Source organism: Sphingobacterium arenae, assembly GCF_014692505.1.
In the GTDB taxonomy this organism is placed as follows: domain Bacteria; phylum Bacteroidota; class Bacteroidia; order Sphingobacteriales; family Sphingobacteriaceae; genus Sphingobacterium; species Sphingobacterium arenae.
The window spans coordinates 158935-179453 of the sequence record NZ_JACNYK010000003.1 but is presented as its reverse complement, the minus strand read 5'-3'; the positions used below and the strand labels follow the sequence as shown (position 1 = coordinate 179453).

The 20519-nt window shown below is 39.2% G+C and carries 23 protein-coding genes; 10 read left to right on the top strand and 13 right to left on the bottom strand.

What is annotated here, in order from left to right; translation table 11 throughout:
- The first annotated feature begins 8 nt into the window (after positions 1 to 8).
- Complete coding sequence (gene dgoD, locus H8B17_RS13000) at positions 9 to 1157, top strand: galactonate dehydratase (protein ID WP_190309653.1); 1149 nt, start codon at positions 9 to 11, stop codon at positions 1155 to 1157.
- The gene (locus H8B17_RS12995; RefSeq protein WP_190309652.1) at positions 1151 to 1912 is read left to right on the top strand and encodes an HpcH/HpaI aldolase family protein; all 762 of its coding nucleotides are present in this window, start codon (positions 1151 to 1153) and stop codon (positions 1910 to 1912) included. The genes dgoD and H8B17_RS12995 overlap by 7 nt, the downstream gene beginning before the upstream one ends.
- Positions 1913 to 1977: 65 nt before the next feature.
- Here H8B17_RS12995 and H8B17_RS12990 read toward each other — a convergent pair whose 3' ends face one another.
- Both H8B17_RS12990 and H8B17_RS12985 read right to left on the bottom strand, forming a co-directional pair.
- Positions 1978 to 2595 carry a class I SAM-dependent methyltransferase gene (locus tag H8B17_RS12990; RefSeq protein ID WP_223816555.1) on the bottom strand — a complete coding sequence of 206 codons (618 nt, stop codon included), beginning with the start codon at positions 2593 to 2595 and terminating at the stop codon, positions 1978 to 1980.
- Positions 2596 to 2656: 61 nt separating this feature from the next.
- A complete protein-coding gene (locus H8B17_RS12985; RefSeq protein ID WP_190309651.1) occupies positions 2657 to 3118 on the bottom strand; it encodes a PPC domain-containing DNA-binding protein in 462 nt (153 codons plus the stop codon).
- Between the two features lie 249 nt (positions 3119 to 3367).
- Between H8B17_RS12985 and H8B17_RS12980 the strand changes: the two genes are divergently transcribed.
- The gene (locus H8B17_RS12980) at positions 3368 to 3985 is read left to right on the top strand and encodes an alpha/beta hydrolase (protein WP_190309650.1); all 618 of its coding nucleotides are present in this window, start codon (positions 3368 to 3370) and stop codon (positions 3983 to 3985) included.
- On the opposite strand, the gene H8B17_RS12975 is transcribed toward H8B17_RS12980, so the two are convergent.
- From H8B17_RS12975 to H8B17_RS12965, 3 genes are all read right to left on the bottom strand, one after another.
- Positions 3982 to 4890 carry a pirin family protein gene (locus H8B17_RS12975; protein WP_190309881.1) on the bottom strand — a complete coding sequence of 303 codons (909 nt, stop codon included), beginning with the start codon at positions 4888 to 4890 and terminating at the stop codon, positions 3982 to 3984. The two genes, H8B17_RS12980 and H8B17_RS12975, sit on opposite strands and share 4 nt — an antisense overlap.
- A 208-nt stretch (positions 4891 to 5098) precedes the next feature.
- Positions 5099 to 6088 carry a hypothetical protein gene (locus tag H8B17_RS12970; protein ID WP_190309649.1) on the bottom strand — a complete coding sequence of 330 codons (990 nt, stop codon included), beginning with the start codon at positions 6086 to 6088 and terminating at the stop codon, positions 5099 to 5101.
- Between the two features lie 53 nt (positions 6089 to 6141).
- Positions 6142 to 7155: an NAD-dependent epimerase/dehydratase family protein gene (locus H8B17_RS12965; RefSeq protein WP_190309648.1), complete on the bottom strand. Its 1014-nt coding sequence runs from the start codon at positions 7153 to 7155 to the stop codon at positions 6142 to 6144.
- A gap of 202 nt (positions 7156 to 7357) precedes the next feature.
- Between H8B17_RS12965 and H8B17_RS12960 the strand changes: the two genes are divergently transcribed.
- On the top strand, positions 7358 to 7819 hold the full coding sequence (locus H8B17_RS12960; protein ID WP_190309647.1) for an Lrp/AsnC family transcriptional regulator: 462 nt from the start codon (positions 7358 to 7360) through the stop codon (positions 7817 to 7819).
- A 52-nt stretch (positions 7820 to 7871) separates the two neighbouring features.
- Here the strand turns inward: H8B17_RS12960 and H8B17_RS12955 are convergent, their stop codons facing one another.
- Positions 7872 to 8363 (bottom strand): PepSY-like domain-containing protein, encoded by a 492-nt coding sequence (locus H8B17_RS12955; RefSeq protein ID WP_190309646.1) that lies wholly within the window; start codon positions 8361 to 8363, stop codon positions 7872 to 7874.
- 288 nt (positions 8364 to 8651) lie between these two features.
- Here H8B17_RS12955 and H8B17_RS12950 point away from each other — a divergent pair, with 288 nt between their 5' ends.
- From H8B17_RS12950 to H8B17_RS12940, 3 genes are read left to right on the top strand one after another with little or no spacing between them, the layout of a single operon-like run.
- Positions 8652 to 8945: a hypothetical protein gene (locus H8B17_RS12950; RefSeq protein ID WP_190309645.1), complete on the top strand. Its 294-nt coding sequence runs from the start codon at positions 8652 to 8654 to the stop codon at positions 8943 to 8945.
- Entirely contained in the window at positions 8945 to 9316 is a 372-nt protein-coding gene (locus tag H8B17_RS12945) for a hypothetical protein (RefSeq protein ID WP_190309644.1), read from the top strand. The genes H8B17_RS12950 and H8B17_RS12945 overlap by 1 nt, the downstream gene beginning before the upstream one ends.
- The gene (locus H8B17_RS12940; protein ID WP_190309643.1) at positions 9316 to 10458 is read left to right on the top strand and encodes a glutathionylspermidine synthase family protein; all 1143 of its coding nucleotides are present in this window, start codon (positions 9316 to 9318) and stop codon (positions 10456 to 10458) included. The genes H8B17_RS12945 and H8B17_RS12940 overlap by 1 nt, the downstream gene beginning before the upstream one ends.
- A 9-nt stretch (positions 10459 to 10467) precedes the next feature.
- On the opposite strand, the gene H8B17_RS12935 is transcribed toward H8B17_RS12940, so the two are convergent.
- From H8B17_RS12935 to H8B17_RS12920, 4 genes are all read right to left on the bottom strand, one after another.
- Positions 10468 to 12624, bottom strand: coding sequence for an amylo-alpha-1,6-glucosidase (locus tag H8B17_RS12935; protein WP_190309642.1), 2157 nt, complete (start codon positions 12622 to 12624; stop codon positions 10468 to 10470).
- Positions 12625 to 12626: 2 nt separating this feature from the next.
- Positions 12627 to 13736: a glycosyltransferase family 4 protein gene (locus tag H8B17_RS12930; RefSeq protein ID WP_190309880.1), complete on the bottom strand. Its 1110-nt coding sequence runs from the start codon at positions 13734 to 13736 to the stop codon at positions 12627 to 12629.
- A gap of 57 nt (positions 13737 to 13793) precedes the next feature.
- Positions 13794 to 14405 (bottom strand): DUF417 family protein, encoded by a 612-nt coding sequence (locus tag H8B17_RS12925; RefSeq protein WP_190309641.1) that lies wholly within the window; start codon positions 14403 to 14405, stop codon positions 13794 to 13796.
- A 77-nt stretch (positions 14406 to 14482) separates the two neighbouring features.
- Positions 14483 to 15316, bottom strand: a complete 834-nt coding sequence (locus H8B17_RS12920) for a helix-turn-helix domain-containing protein (protein ID WP_317171034.1) — start codon at positions 15314 to 15316, stop codon at positions 14483 to 14485.
- A gap of 144 nt (positions 15317 to 15460) precedes the next feature.
- Between H8B17_RS12920 and H8B17_RS12915 the strand changes: the two genes are divergently transcribed.
- From H8B17_RS12915 to H8B17_RS12905, 3 genes are all read left to right on the top strand, one after another.
- Positions 15461 to 16579 carry a Gfo/Idh/MocA family protein gene (locus H8B17_RS12915; protein WP_190309640.1) on the top strand — a complete coding sequence of 373 codons (1119 nt, stop codon included), beginning with the start codon at positions 15461 to 15463 and terminating at the stop codon, positions 16577 to 16579.
- Between the two features lie 74 nt (positions 16580 to 16653).
- On the top strand, positions 16654 to 16983 hold the full coding sequence (locus H8B17_RS12910) for a hypothetical protein (protein WP_190309639.1): 330 nt from the start codon (positions 16654 to 16656) through the stop codon (positions 16981 to 16983).
- Between the two features lie 150 nt (positions 16984 to 17133).
- Positions 17134 to 17565 carry a cold-shock protein gene (locus H8B17_RS12905; RefSeq protein ID WP_223816554.1) on the top strand — a complete coding sequence of 144 codons (432 nt, stop codon included), beginning with the start codon at positions 17134 to 17136 and terminating at the stop codon, positions 17563 to 17565.
- 94 nt (positions 17566 to 17659) lie between these two features.
- Here H8B17_RS12905 and H8B17_RS12900 read toward each other — a convergent pair whose 3' ends face one another.
- The 3 genes from H8B17_RS12900 to H8B17_RS12890 all read right to left on the bottom strand — a co-directional run bounded on the left by H8B17_RS12900 (position 17660) and on the right by H8B17_RS12890 (position 20379).
- Entirely contained in the window at positions 17660 to 17854 is a 195-nt protein-coding gene (locus tag H8B17_RS12900; RefSeq protein ID WP_190309638.1) for a cold-shock protein, read from the bottom strand.
- Between the two features lie 4 nt (positions 17855 to 17858).
- Complete coding sequence (locus H8B17_RS12895; protein ID WP_190309637.1) at positions 17859 to 18998, bottom strand: DEAD/DEAH box helicase; 1140 nt, start codon at positions 18996 to 18998, stop codon at positions 17859 to 17861.
- A gap of 319 nt (positions 18999 to 19317) precedes the next feature.
- Positions 19318 to 20379, bottom strand: a complete 1062-nt coding sequence (locus H8B17_RS12890) for a fatty acid desaturase family protein (RefSeq protein ID WP_190309636.1) — start codon at positions 20377 to 20379, stop codon at positions 19318 to 19320.
- Between the last annotated feature and the right edge of the window lie 140 nt (positions 20380 to 20519).

Here is a 20519-nt window from a genome sequence, read left to right as displayed (position 1 = left end):
TATATATCATGAAAATTAAAAGTTTCCATTTATACAAGGTTCCCCCACGTTGGCTGTTTTTAAAAATAGAAACCGATGAGGGTTTAGTGGGATGGGGAGAGCCTGTATTAGAAGGTAGAGCAGATACCGTAGCTACAGCCGTATCCGAGCTGATCACTATGATCGGCGATAAGAATATTTTGGAAATAGAGGACATTTGGAACCTGATGTATCGTGGTGGATTTTATCGTGGTGGCCCCATTCTTATGAGTGCTATCTCGGGTATCGATCAAGCCCTATGGGATATCAAAGGAAAATTTTACAACACTCCTGTTCATCAGCTTTTGGGCGGAAAATCTCGACATAAAATGGAGGTGTATTCCTGGGTCGGTGGCGACCAACCAGAAATATTGATAGACGAGGTGCAACGCGTATATGATAAGGGCTTCAGAACCATCAAAATAAATGGTACCGGCAAGCTTCGGTTTCTCGATTCCTACCAAGAAGTAGATGCTTTACTTAATCGTTTGGGAATCTTACGGGAGCATTTCGGCATGCAGTTAAATATCGCGATCGATTTTCACGGACGGGTACACCTGCCCATGGCAAAAATCCTGCTGAAGGAGCTTGAAGCGTATCGGCCTATCTTCATTGAAGAGCCTCTCCTCTCGCAGAACCTGGAGGGTATTGCTGAATTAAACAAACGTAGCAATATCCCGATTGCACTTGGTGAACGGCTGTATTCCAGATGGGATTTTAAACCCGTTTTTGAAGGCAGGGTAGCGGATATCATCCAACCAGATCTGTCCCATGCCGGAGGCATAACAGAATGTAAAAAGATAGCCAACATGGCGGAGGTCTACGACATCGCCTTGGCTCCGCACTGCCCCTTAGGACCTATAGCACTGGCCGCGTGTTTACAACTAGACGCCAACGCCTACAATGCGACGATACAAGAACAAAGTTTGGGCATCCACTATAACGAAACGAATGATCTGCTGGATTATATCAAAAATCCTGCTGTGTTCGCTTATGAAGATGGATTTGTAGATATACCGACCGGTCCAGGGCTGGGAATAGAAGTCAATGAAGAATATGTTCAACAAATGGCGACGGTTGGTCACGACTGGCATAATCCAATCTGGCGTCATAACGATAATGCAATTGCAGAATGGTAAATTTAAGTAGATTCGAAGAAAAGTTAGCTAATGGAGAGATCGTCATAGGTCCCTTTTCAAAAACTTCAGATGCTTCTATGGTTGAGGCAATGGGATATGCAGGTTTCGATTTTATAATCATCGACTTGGAACACGGCCCCAACAGCATTCTAAATGCCCAACACCTGGTCCGAGCTGCGGAGATTAGCCATACATTTCCCATCATTAGGGTTCCAGAACTCAATCCATCCCATATCGGTAAAGCCCTGGATATAGGTGCCAAAGGCGTACAGGTTCCACAGATAACGAATGCTGAAGAAGCCGCTCGTGCGATTTCTTACGCCAAATTTGGTCCTCAAGGGGAACGTGGCGTTTGCCGCTTTGTACGTGCTGCCAACTTCTCCGATAAGGACCGCTTTGAATATTTCGAGCAGGCTAATAAAAGTTTTGTGATCCTACAACTGGAAGGTACCGAAGCTATCCAGAATTTAGAAGAAATCATTAATGTGGCTGGTATCGATATTGCTTTCATTGGCCCTTATGATCTATCTCAGTCACTGGGTGTCCCTGGGCAGGTAACACATGAAGTTGTTATTGAGAAAATGACAGAGATTATCGATAAGTGTTTGAAAAAAAATATCGTCGTGGGTGTTTTTACAGATCAGCTGGAAAGCGCACGATATTGGAAAAATGTAGGCGTTAAATATATCTCCTATTCTGTTGATGTCGGTATAATCCAAGAAGCCTCCAAAACAATCATCGCGGCGATTCATTAGCAAATTATACATTTTATATTCAACAAATCCGTGCCTAAGAATCACGTCGGCGCATGGAAATGAATTTATTTTCTACATTTTATCAAATAGAATGGATAATTTTCGTTTACCTCGGTAACTTCAACCAACCCGTATTTACCAAATTCTTTCTCTACGGATTGGTTGTCGTAAAAAAACATTTTTACTCCTCCAAAGAGCTCAAAACGATCTTTGCTTATTTGTTTTCCTTGTCCGTAAGTTCGTGCTTTCTTGGTGATAGCCGTAAAGACCATATAGCCGTTTTCGGCAAGCTGGTTATAGCAGTCGTCTATCAGCTTTGCTCTTTCGTCACGGTCCAATAAGTGAATTAAGGCATAACAAAAAATACCAGCATATTGATTCTTATAGAAAGGTATATCAGCTACCGAACCATGATGAATAACCATATCTGTTCCGTAATGTTTTCTCGCTAATGCAATCGCCGTTTTTGAAATTTCAATTCCGGTCACTTCCATTCCAATTTCAATGAAAACCTGTGCATTTCGTCCATAACCAATACCGGGTATAAGTATCTTCTTGATGCCCTTTTCTACAAAAAAATCTTTTGTAAGTATCGCGGATTGGCTAGGCTCGAAGCCCCACATTGTCTGTTTATCGCGAAATGCCTCTTCCCAAAACTCTGTCATGATGTTCGTATCTCCCATCAAAGATAGAAAATATTTTTCACTTGCAACTATGATGCAATACTAGAGGTATACAAAAAGTTTAAACGTTGTTTTCGAAATCATAAAAATTTAATCCTATATCTTCGTTTTTTACTTTTATAACTTTATTGTTGATGGCAGTAATAAAAAACTCGCCTGCACCACGTATTTTTGCATCAAAAAGATGTCCCGCTAAGGCAGAATAATCACTTTTACCCAATGTCACATGCAAATGCAACATGGGTTTTCCCCCCACTTCAGAAATATTACCAGAAAGATTGCTAATTTCCATTTGTTCAGTAAATGTTTTATCGATATAATTTTTAGTATCTGGATCAAAAAAACGCAAAGTAGCTTCATTAGTAGCCCCAATTCCGGTAATTTCACCCGCAACAATTTTTTGCACCATTAGGAAATCGGTTAACGTGTCCACAATGCTACTCTTATCGGCAATACTTAAGATATATGTTTGGTCTATTTTTCTGGCTGTCCAATTCTTTCCTCTTAAATTATGTACATTCATATAGCTAGATAATATATTCCTATTTTATTTTAAACAAATAACGTCTAGTTTAGTTTACAAAAACAATCGCACAACAATGATCTCTAACAAAAACAAGCCAATCTAAGGGATATAAACATCGGAATACAAATCGAGAAAAAGAACTTCTTAACCTAGGTCAATGTAGCAAAAGAAAAACCTGGTTATCTTTGTATTATCGAAAAATCGAATATAAAAATGCTTGGTATCGACAAGAAGAAATAGTAAAAAATGGTACATCACTTAGACATAAAAACAGCAGGAACAGCTTTAAACGAAGCAGCGAAGGTTCTTATTATGATTCATGGACGAGGTGGTCGCGCGGAAGATATTTTGGGATTAACCCAACATTTAAATGTGGGTGGCTATGCCCTATTGGCCCCTCAGGCTACAAACCATACTTGGTATCCCAAATCATTTATTGCACCTGCCGAGCAAAATGAGCCTTGGCTTTCTTCGGCTATTAATATCGTGGCCACGACCGTAAAAGCGGCTATAGATGCAGGTATAACGTCAGAAAACATTTACTTTTTTGGGTTTTCCCAAGGAGCATGTTTAACATTAGAGTATATCACCAGAAATGCGCGGAAATTTGGCGGTGTCGTCGCTATTATCGGCGGAGTAATTGGCGAAAAAATCAATAGAGCTAACTATGGTGGTGATTTTCAACAGACTCCAGTCTTTATAGGTACGAGTACCCCAGATTTTCATGTGCCCATTGAGCGGGTATTTGAAACGGAAAACATATTAAAGGAGATGAATGCTGTAGTGAACCTACAGGTCTATGAAAACGCTGGACACGCGATCAATCAAGAAGAAATTGAATGGGCCAATAAAATTCTATCCTAGCTCCTATTTTTCACATTCAAACCCGTTTCCGGTAGCGGTACATATTCATCATTATCACCGGGAACCAATGGAAAAGCGTCGTAATTTTGGTTTTTCCAGTTTACTTTCGCCTCTTCGATCAATGCTCTATCAGAGCTCACAAAGTTCCAATATATAAAACGTTCGTCATCAAAGGGTTCCCCACCGAAAAGATAGACCGTGCAATTGTCGCTGGTTTCAAATTCACAAAGTTGGGCATTTTTTGCTATCATTAACTGTTTAATTCCATAATCATTACCTTCTATATTCACCTTACCGTTTAAAACATATAAGCCTACTTCGCCATATAATTCTTCCCCTATTTTTAACTTCTGTGCTGTCTGGGTCTTAATTTCTATAAAGAACATCTTACTGTGGACAGGTACGGGCGATTTTCTTCCAAATGCCTCCCCCGCGATTAATTTATATTGTGTATTCCCTTCCGCCCATATCGGTATCTCTTCAGCGCCGATATGATGAAAAGTTGGTTCACTCTGTTCCATATCCTTGGGAAGTGCGACCCAAATCTGAAATCCGTGCAAGTTCTTATCCGTTGTTCGAAGGTACTCCGGTGTTCTTTCCGAGTGAACGACGCCCTTCCCGGCGGTCATCCAATTCACCGCACCCGGCTCAATCTCCATGGCACTTCCTATACTATCTCGATGGAAAATAGCACCTTCAAAGAGATAAGTTAATGTGGAGAGGCCTATATGGGGATGTGGAGGAACATCTAGATTTTCATAGTCTTTCAACGCCGACGGTCCCATGTGATCAATAAAGACAAACGGCCCCACCGCTCGCTTTTGGCGAAATGGCAGTAATCTTCCTACTAAAAAGTTCCCGATATCTGCTGCTCGCTCTTCGATGATGAGCCCAATGTTTGACATCATAGTAATCGTTTTTTATATGGTTTACATTATAATTCTATGCGCTATCTAAAGATACATCTTTTCCTATCTTTCTAATAGCATAACAATAGATTTTGTTCGGCGAACCGGTTAATAAAAACAAATAGGAACTATTTATATCCACAAAAATAAAAAAGGGTCGTATCAACAACATCAGATACGCCCTCCTTTAGACAATTAAGGTCTCTTACAATACTTTAGATGCCTCTACTAAGCGTTTCAATTTGGCGTGGGTGATTTCAAGAGGTACATGACCAAATCCACATTCACTCGTTAGTATCAAGCGATCCGCCGGAAAGTATTCTAATGCTGGTTTTACACGCTCCCGTATTACTTCTACGGACTCTAGGTCATCGCTGCGCTGATCAATAACGCCTATTGCCAAATCACCTTTAAAATCCCAATCATCAAATAGTTCCAGCATATTGTAGCCAAGCGTACAATGTTCCAGCAACAGTTCGTCCACGGGAACAGTTTTAAATGCTTCTATCAGATCCATATATTTCGTAAAATAAACTCGCTTTCTACGGGGATTACCACCACATACATGCAAGCCCACCCGCACTTTTTTCGGAAGCGATTCGATCAGTTCCGCCAAGATTTCCGCTGCCCATAGGCTTTCCTCAGGAGATTCTGTCCACATAGGCTCATCAAACTGCACGTGCGTACAACCCAGGGTGATAGCATCCGCAATTTCACCTCTCAAAACATTCGCCCAAGCACGACACAAAGCCGGTGCATCAGGATAAAGGTCTTTCCGCTCGTTCACACTGAAACGATACAAAACATGCGGTCCTGTGACGGTCAGCTTAACTTCTACGTCATCGGGTGCAGCATCACGAGCAATTTTCCAATTACGGGCGATATCAAAACGTGAATTCTTCAGTTCTCCGATCACTCGGGGACATTCGATACCAAAACCAGCCGTCCCAAACGAAACCTTAGGCATATCCTCGAAAGTAATACCATCAATACGCTTTTGATAAAAATAGTACATATTTTCCCTGTATCCTTCACCATCGGTGATCGTATCCAGCCCCAAGCTAGCTTGGTCTTTTGTCGCCCACTCAATGTAATTATCCACTTCCTCCCGGTCCATCACAGGTCGTTTCATCGTATCCTCTAATTTTTCGGGACGGGGATAACTGCCCACGACTGTATTGCGAAATCCTGACATATATCTTTCTTTTTTAATATCGTAATTTTATTATCAATAAATATAGAAGTTTTTTAGTAACTGACCTGCAGTTGCCTACAACGAGCTTCTTCAATTTGTGCTTTCACGCCCTCTTGAAGTGATCGAGGGATAAATCCAATTTCTCGCTCCAAACGCGTACTATCACAACGATCAATCAATGCTGTGCGTGGAACACTTTCATCAAATTCGTATTTTGTATCCGGAACAATATGTTGAACCGTCTGCATTAGCTCCTCCGCCGTTACGGAATGTCCGCCGTTGTTGTATGCAAAGTGATCCAGTTTTGGTTTTAAAGAAAGTCGGACAAACTGCTCAGCGACATCATCCACGTAAATCCAGCAGTCGCGAGCTTCTTTTGAGAACGGTAATTTAACAGGTCGTCCAAGTGCGGGATTTGTAGCAAACTCGCAGGCCCAGAGAACGGATCCGCGCATCCTTCCATCACCATATACCACCGGCGGACGCATAGCAGCAATACTGACTCCTTTATTTTTAATATACTTCTGCGCTGTAAACTCATTGAGCATTTTCATTACCCCATAGGTATAAAAATGATCGTCAAGAGAGCAAAAGTCATCCTCCTTTACGGCATAGTCTGCGTCGCCATAGGCACTGTGATTAGCGCCATAAATAGTTTCGCTACTAGCGAACACAAGGCGTACCAGTCTATGATCCACGGTCATATCAAACATATTGATCATACCTTGAATATTGACAGCAGCACCACGACTCTGATCGGCTTCCACTTCCGCACTCATCAGATAAGCCAAATGAATCACATGCGTTATATCCGGAAATTTACAAAACACCTCATTAACCTGCTTTCTATTCGACACATCGAGGTTGACGAATGAGGTTTGATTTATCTGTTGCTGAATCTCAGCAAGCTTGACAGGATCTTCACGATGCTTTAAAAGAGCAATTTGCTTCGTCCAAGCTATATTCAAATCTAAATCGGCAACGACTACGGGTATATTACGCTCCCATAGGTTGACAACCACACGTGCTCCAATAAATCCGGTACCTCCGGTAACTAAAAATTTCATAAATTATACTGTGTTTATGCTGAACAGTCTCCTATAATCGCGATAAAGTCAATCTTCGATTATACGCTACGCAAAGTTAGTTTCTACGCATTAATAACCATATTTTTTTAAAAAATTAGATGACACAGCTATTTTACATGATCTTTTTAGCGAAAAAATCTTTTTATTAATTAGATTTGTCTTTCCAAAAGAATTTTATGCTATGGAAGAGCTTGATAAGACAGATTTATTGTTATTGAAAATATTGGGAAATGATTCTAATCATACAATTAAGGATTTGGCTAAACAAGTAAATTTGTCGCCAACTCCGGTCTTACAAAGAGTAAGAAGATTGGAAAATGAAGGATACATCAAAAAGTATATTGCTTTACTCAATCCCGAAAAATTCAGCCAAGGTTTTATTGTCTTTTGTAATATTAAACTGAAACAACATGACCGCAAGATTGGACATCGTTTTGTAGAAGACATCCTCAAAATCGATGAGGTGGTAGAATGCTATAATATTTCTGGCGACTACGATTTTATCTTAAAAGTATTTGCAAAGGATATGAAGCATTATCAGGAGTTTGTATTTAACAAATTAGGCACCGTTGAAAGCATAGGAAGTACACAGAGCACTTTTGTAATGGCGGAAATAAAAAATGCGCATAATATTAGTTTTTGATATACTGCACATCGTAACCCCAGTCTGTTTTCTCCATACTGATCAGCCTTCATTATCTACTTTCTCGCAAAAAAACTCCTGACAAATCAAAACTTAAATCTACATCGTTAATGAGTTCTAACTCATAGCCCGTTTCATCTTTATCAATACTTGTCACTCCTATTGTGGCGTAATGCGTATCGAGGTATTTTTGAATAGCGTCGGGTAACATTAAAGTTGGCAATTCGATGTCGCGATCGTTGCTAATCTCCTTCCAATTGCCATCTTTGTCAAAATCCACCTCTGTTCTATCAGATAGTTCAACCTCAAAAAATGTACCGTAGGCAACGGGAGACTTTTTGTGATGTACGTTCTTTACTTTTTGATCGGTAAAGTGAGCATTTAAAAAATCCTTCGCTTTTTTGGGAAGCTCACCATTATCAGCGGTGTGACCAATTTTTTCATATTGATCCTCCTTGTAGGAATTCGTACTATTTGTATTTGTGGAACTATTACAACTCCCCAACGTAAACACCACCGTTGTTATAAAAAATAATATTTTCATAAACATAGTTATTTGATATTGATTAAACAGTTATAAAAACAAAATGTTTACACCGTTTACATTTTACGATGTGGTGACATCTTCGCCCCCACTACCGAAAAAGTTTCTGACAGTCAATTAGTGATACAATTATACGCCTTGTTTTTTAATTCCGTATTCGTAAATACAGCGCATTTTAACTAAGTTTGTGAAGTAAATCAGCATATGAAACCAAGATGTAAATAGTCATTGATACAGCGTAATGATTATTTACCCGAGCGTTCATCAGCCATAAGAAAAAATAAATAGATGAAATATTTATTATCGTTACTTTGCCTTTTCAGCATTACGTCTTGTCATCATACGCACAATGAACAAGCATTGGAACAACTGGATAAAAAATCAGCTCGGGAAGTCACTTTAAAAACAGTGACCAAAGGAGATTCCGTGTTGCATATCACTACACAACATATCTGGTTCAATGGCGAACAGATTACTTCCATGAGTGATACGATCGTAACCGCTGTGGCACCGGGCACTTGGAATACTACAGATTCATCTACGACATTGAGCAAAGTGCCCATTTATGTAACTGTACAATAATGAGAAAAACAGCAACAAACAGTATCAAATTGGTTTTGATAACTTCGGTATTAGCTTCTTGCGCACCGCCTAACGATAAACAAAATGTGGAAAGCAGGCAACGTGTATTTATGCGTGCAGACACAACAGCAGCCTATACAGAAGTAACAAACAATTATACACAAGGGCATTCCGGAGGCGGTATGGGCTCTGCCTTGCTTTGGTTTATGGCTTTTAGACATTTGGGAGGTGGCTTCGGTTACGCCAATAACAATTTACATCCGCAATCGGTGGCCGGCACCAATGCCGCAAAAGCCGCAGCTTATCAAGCTCAACGTGGCGGTTTTGGCCGTAATGCTGCTTCTACCACTCGCTCTTCTTATGGTTCCTGATGCAGGTTAAAAAAGTACGTATAGATCCACAATGGCAGACCCGTCTGGAATCTATTGGATATGGTTACCATACATTGGATGGCATACCTTACTGGATCGACGATTATTATTACGAAATCCGTAATCGGGATGCCGATCTAATCTATAAAGCTACCAATGAGCTGTGGCAAATGTGTTTGGATGCCGTAGAATACATCATCAAAAACAAACAGTATCAACATTTTCATATACCGTCCTTTATGATTCCGCATATCGAGCATGCTTGGGATAATGATGATCCTTCGATATATGGACGTTTCGATTTTGCATACGACACGACACGTGGGGAGTTAAAGATGTTGGAATTCAATGCTGATACACCAACTTCACTTTTCGAGACCGGTATTGTACAGTGGTATTGGAAGAACCACTACTTTCCCGAACTTACAGACCAATTCAATGGCATCCACGAACAGTTAATAAAAAGTTGGACCGAATTAAAGCCTTATCTTAAGGGAACTATTTTACATTTTTCCTGTGCGAAAGAAACCTTAGAGGACTTGACAAACGTTGAATATCTTCGAGATACCGCACTGCAGGCAGGCATCGATACGAAGCTGATTTATATTGACGATATTGGCTGGGCGGGCAATAGCTTTGTAGATTTAGAAGGCGAACCCATTCTATCTATTTTTAAATTATATCCTTGGGAATGGATGGCTCAAGAAGAGTTTGCTGTGCATATTATAAACGATCCGAATGAAGCGCAATGGATAGAGCCATCGTGGAAAATGCTGCTCTCCAATAAAGCGATACTTCCCATTCTCTGGGAATTATTTCCTAACCATCCCCACCTCTTACCCACCTATTTTGACGAACCAATTCATTTGAAGCATTTTGTTAAAAAACCTATCCTATCGCGCGAGGGTGCCAATATAGAGATGTACTACGACAAGCAGATGATTTATCATACTGAAGGCGAATATGGAGAAGAAGGTTATGTCTACCAAGAATTGGCTAACTTACATCGTGAAGATACAGGCTTTTCGATTATCGGGAGTTGGGTTATTGGACAGGAGGCTTGTGGCATATCCTTCAGAGAGTCTGACATGCCAATTACTACAGATAAAAGCCGCTTTATACCGCATATAATCAGGCATTAACAACAGATGCTAATTTATTACAATTTCCCAGTTATCGGGTTTCTGAAGAATATTGAAAGCTACATTATCATATTTCGAACGATTAATAATTAGACTACATTTTTCGTTTCCCAATTTTAAATCAATAAGACGAATTTCATTAAGATAATCAGGAAGTATAATTCTATCAAAAGTTATTGTTTTATTAATGGAATTTATATCGATCCGTAAACAAGACTGTAAAAGCATAAATACCGCCCCTACCGACCAAGCCTGTGGCGAACAAGCAACAGGATAAGCTGTTGGGCCAATGCCTTTTCGTCTCTCAAAACCACAATATAGCTCAGGCACACGCTGTAACTCTATAAACAAGGACGCATCAAATATAGATTCCATAATTTTTAAAACGTGTTTTTGCAAACCATACTTGGATAATCCATAAGCTATAAGTGCGTTATCGTGGGGCCAAATGGAGCCATTATGATAGGACATAGGGTTATATCGTCCCGATTGAGAGGATAGCGTTCTAACTCCCCAGCCACTGAACATGTCTAAATCAAGTAGTGTCTCTGCAAGTATAATAGCCTTATCGGGATCTGCAATCTCCGTAAACAAACAATGTCCGGCATTGGAAGACTTTACTCTACAAGGCTTTTTATGTCCATCAAGGGCTAAAACAAAACAGGACAATTCCTCATCCCAAAAATTTTCGTTAAAGTTCACTTTCAACACAGCAGCTTCATTGAACAGTTTCAATGATAACTCTTGATGTCCCAGCTTTAGCGCCAATTTGGCCGCCTGAACTTTTGCACCATATACGTAGCTTTGAACTTCACATAATGCAATGGGTGGATCGGCAAGCTGATTGCTTTCATGCATAATGGAGTCGAAAGAATCTTTCCAACCCTGATTCGTCAGTCCATTTTCAGATTTATGTATATATTCGACAAACCCATCTCCATCGATGTCTCCATATTCATCTATCCAATTGATCGCGGCAATAATATTCGGCCAGATATGTTTGATTAACTCCAGATCAGCTGTACGATTATAATACATTCCAGCCAGCATAATAAACAAAGGCGTCGCATCTATTGTTCCGTAATATTGCTTAAAAGGAATTTCTCCTGTATTCGCCATTTCTCCATTGCGGGCTTCATGAAGTATTTTTCCCGGCTCGGCATCTTTCTCTGGCACCAAATCAATAGCTTGGTTTGCGGCCAAAAACAATAGCACCCCCTTTGTGATCTCCGGATTAATCCATAAGATTTCCATAGCTGCAATAATTCCATCTCTTCCAAAGGCAGTATTATACCACGGAACGCCAGCATAGGGATATTTTCCATAATCCGTATGTGAAAGAAGTGATATAAAATCTTTTTCCGATCGATATAACCAATGATTAAACTGCGCATTAGATGTTTTTATATCGGAAAACAACGTTTTGCTTTGCTTCAATTCTAGCTGATTTAACGCTTTAGCCTCAAAGTAGGAAATAGCTTCTTTTTTTTCCTTCCCTGTTAGAAAATGAATACAATAATGAATGGTTGCTACTTTTTTAGGAGTGAGATTGACTGAGAAAATAGCTCTATTTTTCGCTAAGGTATATTCAACATCTGATTGGAAATGGACTTCAAAAGAACGTTCGACACCATCCAATCCCAAATAAGTTGTCTCAAAATATTCATCGTGATAAATCGGATACGCATTATTCGTCTTTACTTTTCTTTCAATTCCCCGAATTTCAAAAATATCTCTAAAATCTCCAGCAAAATCAAGCGTCAAATCAAAGGCACAGTTTTCTGGTTCATATTGCAAAATCTTAATTTCCTCATAGAAGGCACTTTCCCTCACAAATTGATGCCTTTCGATATGTAAAGAATTTTCTGGTATAGTACATTTTTTAACATTAGGATTTGTAAGGTCTACCCAATAAATGGAATTTCCCTCTTTGATGGAACCACTTAATAAAAGTGGTTTTTCCCCGTCGATATGTAATACCAGCTTATTAATGAATCGAGTGCCGTTATGATATATTCCCTGTACCATTTTTCCGTACGGACGAATATTACCCGATCGGTCAAAAACTGCAAACGTATTCGAATAATTCAACACCATATTTACCTCGTCAGTGTTAACAGCTTCGGAGGAAATATGGAACTCTTCCTTGACAATTTCTTCTTTCATGCTTATACATCTAATATCGATGTCCTGCCCCGATGAACATCTGGAAATTTACTATTAACCAAGATACGGTATACATCAATATAATCTTCAGCCATGCGGGTTGCGGTGAAACGTCTTTCAAAAGCACGGCGGATTTCTATTCGCGATAAGTATTTTAATCCACTTACCGCATGAATAGCTTCTTCTACGGAGTTTACAATAAAACCAGTTACGTTATTTTCCATGACTTCTGGCACCGATCCTCTATTAAATGCTATTACAGGTGTACCACAGGCCATCGCTTCTATCATTACTAAGCCAAAAGGTTCGGGCCAATCAATCGGAAATAACAGGGCCTTTGCCTGAGCTAGAAACTCCGTCTTTTGTTGGTCATTTATTTCTCCAACATATTCAATTAACGGATGATCTAGCATAAACTTAACTTTCTCCTCGTAATAGGCAAAATCAGCCTTATCGATCTTTGCGGCAATCTTTAGCTTTGTATTGGTTTCCAATGCAATTTTGATAGCCCTTTCAACGCCTTTTTCCGGCGAAATTCGACCGAGAAAAGCCAAATATTCACCCGTTCCTTCTCCAAGATGATGTAGATTTCCAGGAAGTCCGTGATATACTGTTTTGACAAAGTTACCTTGAGGGAGTGGTAAACGTTGATTTTCGGAAATCGATATCAAGTTTTGATAAGGGAAAGTATTATAGATATCTTGTAGTTCCGGAATATCCAATCGGCCATGTAAGGTTGTAACGGACGGAATTTTTAATGTGTTGCTATATGGGAAGTGTAAATAATCGGTATGAAAATGTAAAACATCGAACTCATTAACATATGCACTCAATTTTTGCATCTGAATAATGTGATAGGCCAATGGGTCAATGCAGTCTTGTTTTAGCCGTAAACCTTCATTAACACAAGCAATCAGTCGAGCATGTGTAATGGAATCTCCTGACGCAAACAAGGTGACATCGTGTCCCTCTCTAACCAATTCTTCTGTTAGATAATGTACGATCCTTTCCGTTCCACCATATAACTTTGGCGGAAGCGACTCGTACAAAGGCGCAATCTGAGCTATCCGTAGGATTTTTTTTTTATCCGTACCACTTCTATATTTACCCATCGCCATAGTTATCCTTTCCTTATAAATAACCTAGCAAAACGTAAATAGTTCTGTGAACTAGCTATTTCGTTTGGCTAATATTCTTTTACTGCAATTCGAAGCTACGATTAAACCTGCTGCCATCATGATGATGTCCTTTAAAACGAGACGACCAGCCCCTGATAGGTATGGGAAGCCGTATTGAGGGGTCGGGAAATCTCCTCCGAGATTCGGAACATATACCTCTGGGGTGGTCAAAAGGAAGGTCAGCGTTACACAGGACATGCCAAACGTCAACACGCCCCCTAACAAGCCAATTTTTGGATACCAAATACCCAATAAAACGGTAATACCAATCAATAGGATGACCGTACCTAAGCCGTACGAAAACACATAAGTTCCATTTTTTTTATGCCAGTCCACATTTTTTTGTACTGTTTTCCCTTCTGGATTTTTGTATAAGGTATATTCCGGCACAACATTTCCATGTACATCAGTCCCGACTGCGTCCGCATTTTTATAAAAAAAACTCATGAACGGACTATTTGCGACAAAAGGTACAATACCATCCGCTTCATAATGGAATGCTTTCAATCCGCCAATCCACGCCATGACAATAAATATCGAAACCCTGATAAAATTGATAAAAAAGGGTTGGGCATTTGCAAATAATAGAATAAATTTTTCCATTTTCAAAAAAGTTTGACTACGCAATAGTACGCAGTATATGGAACCTACGGAATGGACAAATCCGTATAAAACATAGATTATTTTGCAACGATGGAGATTCCTACGGTTTCTCTAAATTTCTTAGGAGAGACACCGACTTCTTTCTTAAAATATCTCGAAAAATAAAACTCATCGTCTATATGAAGTTCGGTTGCTATTTCCTTAATAGACTTTCTAGAGAGATGTAAGAGCCGTTTCGCCTCCAAGATCAATCGTTCCTGGATGAGTTTGGAAGGGCGTTTACCAAAATATCGCATTACTTTCTTACTGAATGTATCCACGGACAACCCATAATATGCCGCATAAAAAGAGACCGATCTAGATTCAATAAAATGCTCGTTAAGAAGATCTTGAAAATCAAGTATGGGATCGTTGGATGGTCGATTTCGTTTTATAAACTCGGGATCTACCTGCTTTTCTTTACTGCAAAGGGCTAGTATTAACTGAAGATAGGTTCTTAAAATAGAAACATCATATTTCTTACGGGAGCGACTTAAATCCCCTATTTTGGCAACAATGGACTTAACCTCTTCAAATACATTTTCAGAAACAGACACAAAGGGCTGTTGATATATATTATTGAACAGAATACCATTACAGGCGACCTCTTCTTTATGGTATTCAATACAATAAAAATCTCCGTGAAATCTAATAACATCAATTTTTTCAGCCCTGATGGCCGACCATTTTAACAACTGAAAAGGTGATAAAAAAAGGAGGTTTTTTCCTTTACATCTATACTCCGTAAAATCTACTGAAAATATGGAATCTCCGTCAAAGATCCAGATAAGATAATAAGGTTCACTTTTCTGCACAGGCAGAGGAGGAACATCGATATGATCTATATGTATTAACGAATTAATGTTTTCCACCAACTTTAATATTAAAAAGAACAATATAAGCAATAGTTCCGTTAACAAAAACAGCTTCTCTTTCCCACATTGTCGAATGTCTTTCTAAACTTTTTCTCTCTTTTATTGTTAAGCATAAAATAACAATACGCTAAACTCATCCTTATGCATACACGGAGAGACTTTCTTCAGAAGATTACGTATTCGGCTATGGCATTTCCTTTGCTAGCCGCAACACGACAATCTGACTTATTCCATTTCAATAAAGAACCGTATGATGGTCCGGTTCTACGAGTAGCTATCATGGGGCTAGGCGGATACGGAACGCGCGTTGCACGAGCGATGGAGGCATGCAAAAAAGCAAAGTTGGTCGGTTTGATCAGTGGTACACCGGCAAAAATTAAGGACTGGCGATCAAAATACCAAATTCCGGAGAAAAACTGCTATAATTACGAAAATTTTGATGAGCTAAAAGATAACCCAGATATTGACGCTGTATATGTTATTACGCCCAACGCTTTGCATCACGATCAGGTCATAAGAGCTGCAAAAGCCGGGAAACATGTAATCTGTGAAAAGCCAATGGGTTTGAATGCTCAGGAAGGAGAGGAAATGATCCGGGCATGTAACGAAGCCAACGTCAAATTATTAGTTGGATATCGAATGCATTTTGAACCAAATACACTCGAAGTTGTTCACATGCGCGAAAAGGGCGATTTTGGCAAAATCCATTTTTTTCAAGGGCAGTGTGGCTTCCGAATAGGAGACCCTAATCAATGGAGATTGGATAAAGCTTTAGCCGGTGGCGGTTCGCTTGTCGATATTGGCATCTATGCTATCAATGGTGCCCGTTACATGGTAGGGGAAGAACCTATATGGGTGGCAGCGCAAGAAACGAAGACCGATCCAGTGAAGTTTAGAGAGGGTGTGGATGAAACTATACTATTCCAGCTAGGCTTTCCGCGTGGTGCCGTAGCGTCTTGTCTCTCCACTTACAACATGAATCACCTAGATCGCTTTTTTTTAAACGGCGAAAAAGGCTTTGCAGAAATGCAACCCTCTACCGGTTATGGTCCTATAGAAGGCCGAACACATAAAGGTAAACTTACGCAACCGCACGTTACGCACCAGACCTTGCAAATGGAGGAAATGGCTTCTATTATACTTCAAGGTAAAAAATCTGTTATACCTGTCGATGGAGAGGAAGGTTTAAAAGATTTAAAAATAATAGATGCAATCTATAAATCCTGTAAATCGGGCGACAAGCTTAATTTAAACCTTTAATAAGATCTCATTTTCACCACGCTATATTGCCGGTGCTCCCCTCCGCTTCAATAATAAAAGAAAAATAGAATACTATGAACAACAAGAACACACCCACGAACGACGCTTATCTTCCGGTAGCTTGGGAATATCGTGAAGTCGTAGAGGAGGAAATCAAAAAAGCGCGTAGTGGAAAAATATTCTTTTTCAACCGAGATAATCAGGTTGATGAGGTAGTAGGTCGCGTTATTAAGATGGAAGAAAAAAAATCGGAAGGTGTTTTTGTATTATTGGACAACGGAACTACAATAAGATTGGATCGGATTATTACGTTGTTTGGCAAAGTAGGTGCAGCTTACGATGAATACGATGCATATGGTAGCTCCTGCATGGATTGTACGGGTGGTTATGAAACGGACGAGTAATAATCGGGCGTTCACTACCTGCTAAATTGCTTTTGCCGTTTTAAATTCGTATATTTGTATACATTTCAAAAAGGCCCTATCTCTTATCCTCAAGCAATCCGCTTCTTATAAGATTTACTCCTTATTATTTTATAACTTTAACCCCTTTTAATGTCAAGAAATCAACTTACATTCAAGAAAAAAGAACTTGCTAAAAAACAGCAGCAGAAAAAGAAAGAAAAACAAGAAAGAAGAGAACAAAACAAAGCATCCAACAACAAAGGTAAATCGTTAGAAGAAATGTTTGCCTATGTGGATGAATTCGGAAACATCTCCGACACTCCCCCTACGCAACCATACAAATTTAAGGAAGAAGATCTCATACGTCCAGCAGATTTAGAGGACGAGTATCTATACGGTAAAGTTTCCTATTACAACGAAGACGGCCACTATGGTTTTATCCGGGATAACCTGAGCAGAGAAACCGTATACTTTAACGATAAGCTAGCTGGTATGGTTTTGACTGTAAATCAGAAAGTAAAATATAAATATATTCGTACGAAACAGGGAAACCAAGTTTCAGAAATAGAACTACAGCCTTAACTTTTTTTGGCTAAATAAAAAATGGCGAGCTTTTTAGTTCGCCATTTTTAACACAAAAAACAGCCTGATGTACATCAGGCTGTTTTTACTTCCCTTATTGTGCTACGCGAACGTTCACTGCGTTAAGACCTTTTTTGCCTTGCTCCACGTCGAATGTTACGCTATCGTTTTCACGTACGTCATGCACTAGACCTGTTGAATGTACAAAGATGTCCTGACCACCGTTACTTGGTGTAATAAAACCGAAACCCTTGGTAACGTTAAAGAATTTTACTGTTCCTTCTTGCATTGTATTAATTGTTTATTGATAAATTATTTTTTTGTTGTTCCGTTACCGGCAATTGAAAGCCGATTAATTTTTGAATTTTTAAAAGTGTCGGTTTTTCTTCCTCACTACATAGGGAAAGTGCTTTACCTTCTTTTCCGGCTCGCCCGGTTCGGCCGATACGATGCACATAAGTCTCAGAATCTACCGGTAAGTCGTAATTAATAACAAACGGAAGTTCTTGAATATCGATTCCTCTAGCCGCAATATCAGTAGCAATCAATATATTAATACCCCCATTTTTAAAAGATGATAACGCCTTTTGTCGAGCTGTTTGGGATTTATTCCCATGAATACTTGCCGCAGGTATCCCACCCTTTCCTAATATTCTAACCAATCGATCCGCTCCGTGTTTGGTACGCGTAAAGATTAAAGTTTGTTTCACATCATTCGTTCGCAAAACGTTCGCCAAAAAAGCCGCCTTATCTTTCTTTTCGACAAAAGAAACCGACTGCACAATTTTCTCCGCTGTAGAGGAAACGGGAGAAACGTTGATTTCTGCCGGATGGTGAAGGATAGTATTTGCAAATTTTCGAATTTCAGGAGGCATCGTCGCCGAAAAGAACAACGTCTGCCTTTTTTGGGGAATGTATTTTAATATACGTTTTATATCGTGTACAAACCCCATATCCAACATACTATCGGCCTCATCCAATATCAACACTTTAATTTGACTAAGGCTTACATGTCCTTGATTGATCAAATCCATCAATCTCCCTGGTGTTGCAACGAGCACATCGACTCCTTTTCGTAACCGTTCTACTTGGGAAACCTGAGAAACTCCGCCATAGATTGCTAAACGATTTATATGGATGTACTTACTGTATTGCGCAACACTTTGATCAATTTGTATAGCCAGTTCCCGGGTTGGAACGAGCACCAATGCACGAGGCATCTTGTATTTTTTAGTATCAGATGACAACAACTGGAGGACAGGCAGGGCAAAAGCCGCTGTTTTTCCAGTCCCAGTTTGAGCACATCCGATGATGTCTTGACCCTTTAATATAAGAGGTATCGCTTGTTTTTGTATTTGTGTAGCCGATGAATAACCAATTTCATTGACTGCTTTTATAATAGGATCTATTATCCCAAAATTATTAAAATTCATTTCTTCTAAATTATGATATCCCTACAAGACATTGCAGCTTCCTAAGAGAATCATGCATTTCATTTGTTAGCAGTCATATATCAAGATGTTCAGATCGGAGGGTTTCATCGCCAATCAGCACGAGTGCTGTCTATATTTATGATAACTTAAATGGCAACTGAAAAAGCTTAAACTACCTCCCAAAGTAATTTTAATGGAAGTAAAAAAAGCGTAGGCAGGGCCTTGTGCCGTCAAAGTTAATGCTAAATATTTATAAATAAAAGACTTTTCGTTATTTTTTGAAGTATCTGCTACAACATGCACCTCCTGTTTATGAAAACTATCTAGACATTGCCTGAATAACTCTGACATGCGACATAAAAGCATGCCGAAAAGACTTAAACTCGATATACTGAATATTGTATTCTTTACAGGTTTGCTGCACAATTTTATTGAGAGCAGGATAATGTACATGACAAATCCGAGGAAATAAATGATGTTCCACTTGAAAGTTGAGGCCTCCCAATAACCATGTCAGTACATTGTTCTTCGTAGCGAAATTCGCTGTCGATTGGATCTGATGAATCATCCACTCCTCTTCGACCTTCGATTCATCTATAGTTTTAAATTCCGTCTCCGAGACTACATGTGCCAACTGGAAAACAGTTGCTAAACTAATACCACATACAGCACCCGCAATTCCTAGTCCGACCAATGTCGGCACCCATCCTACATATACAATCGGAATTACAACAAACAGAACAAAATGTAATATCTTACTTGTCCAAAAAATTACGCGTTCACGTAGCGGAAAATGAAATTTATTGGAAGTTACTCCCATTTTTTGTCGAAAATACTTTTCGTAATCTTGATAAAAAATCCACGCTAAATAGGAAATTCCATATAAAAAAATAAAATAAAACGATTGGTAACGATGATGCTTTTTTAATTGTTGATCGTGATGAATACGCATAAATTTCACTTCGATATCATGGTCTTCCCCGTCAATATTAGTATAGGTATGATGAGCGATATTGTGTTTAAGTTTCCAAAAGTAGATATTTCCCCCCAAGAGATTCAGGGTATAAGAAAGAACAGTATTCAAGTTTTTGTTCTCTGAAAACGAGTTATGACCCGCATCATGCATAATATTAAAACCGATTGCAGCCAAATTAGCTCCAAACAACGCACAAAGTACCAGGCTGATAGCCCAGTGCGGCTGTACAAAAATCAGCACGGTATACAATACTGTAAAAGTCGTCAGCAGTACCGCTGCTTTAATAAATATCCGTCTATTCCCCGTCTTTTTTTTATATGTACGGGTGAAATAATCGTTGATTTTTAATTTAAGGGATTTGGAAAACAACGTATTGACATTGTTAAACTTGACGGATGAACTCATTGAATCTTCTAAAAATGGGATTGATCTTCTGTTTTATTTGCTAGTCATAATTGGCTAGTAATTTTTTTTGTAAATATAGGTGATAAATTTCAACAATTTACTAGTCGGCAGTTAAATGAATGTTAAATAAATCGGCACGA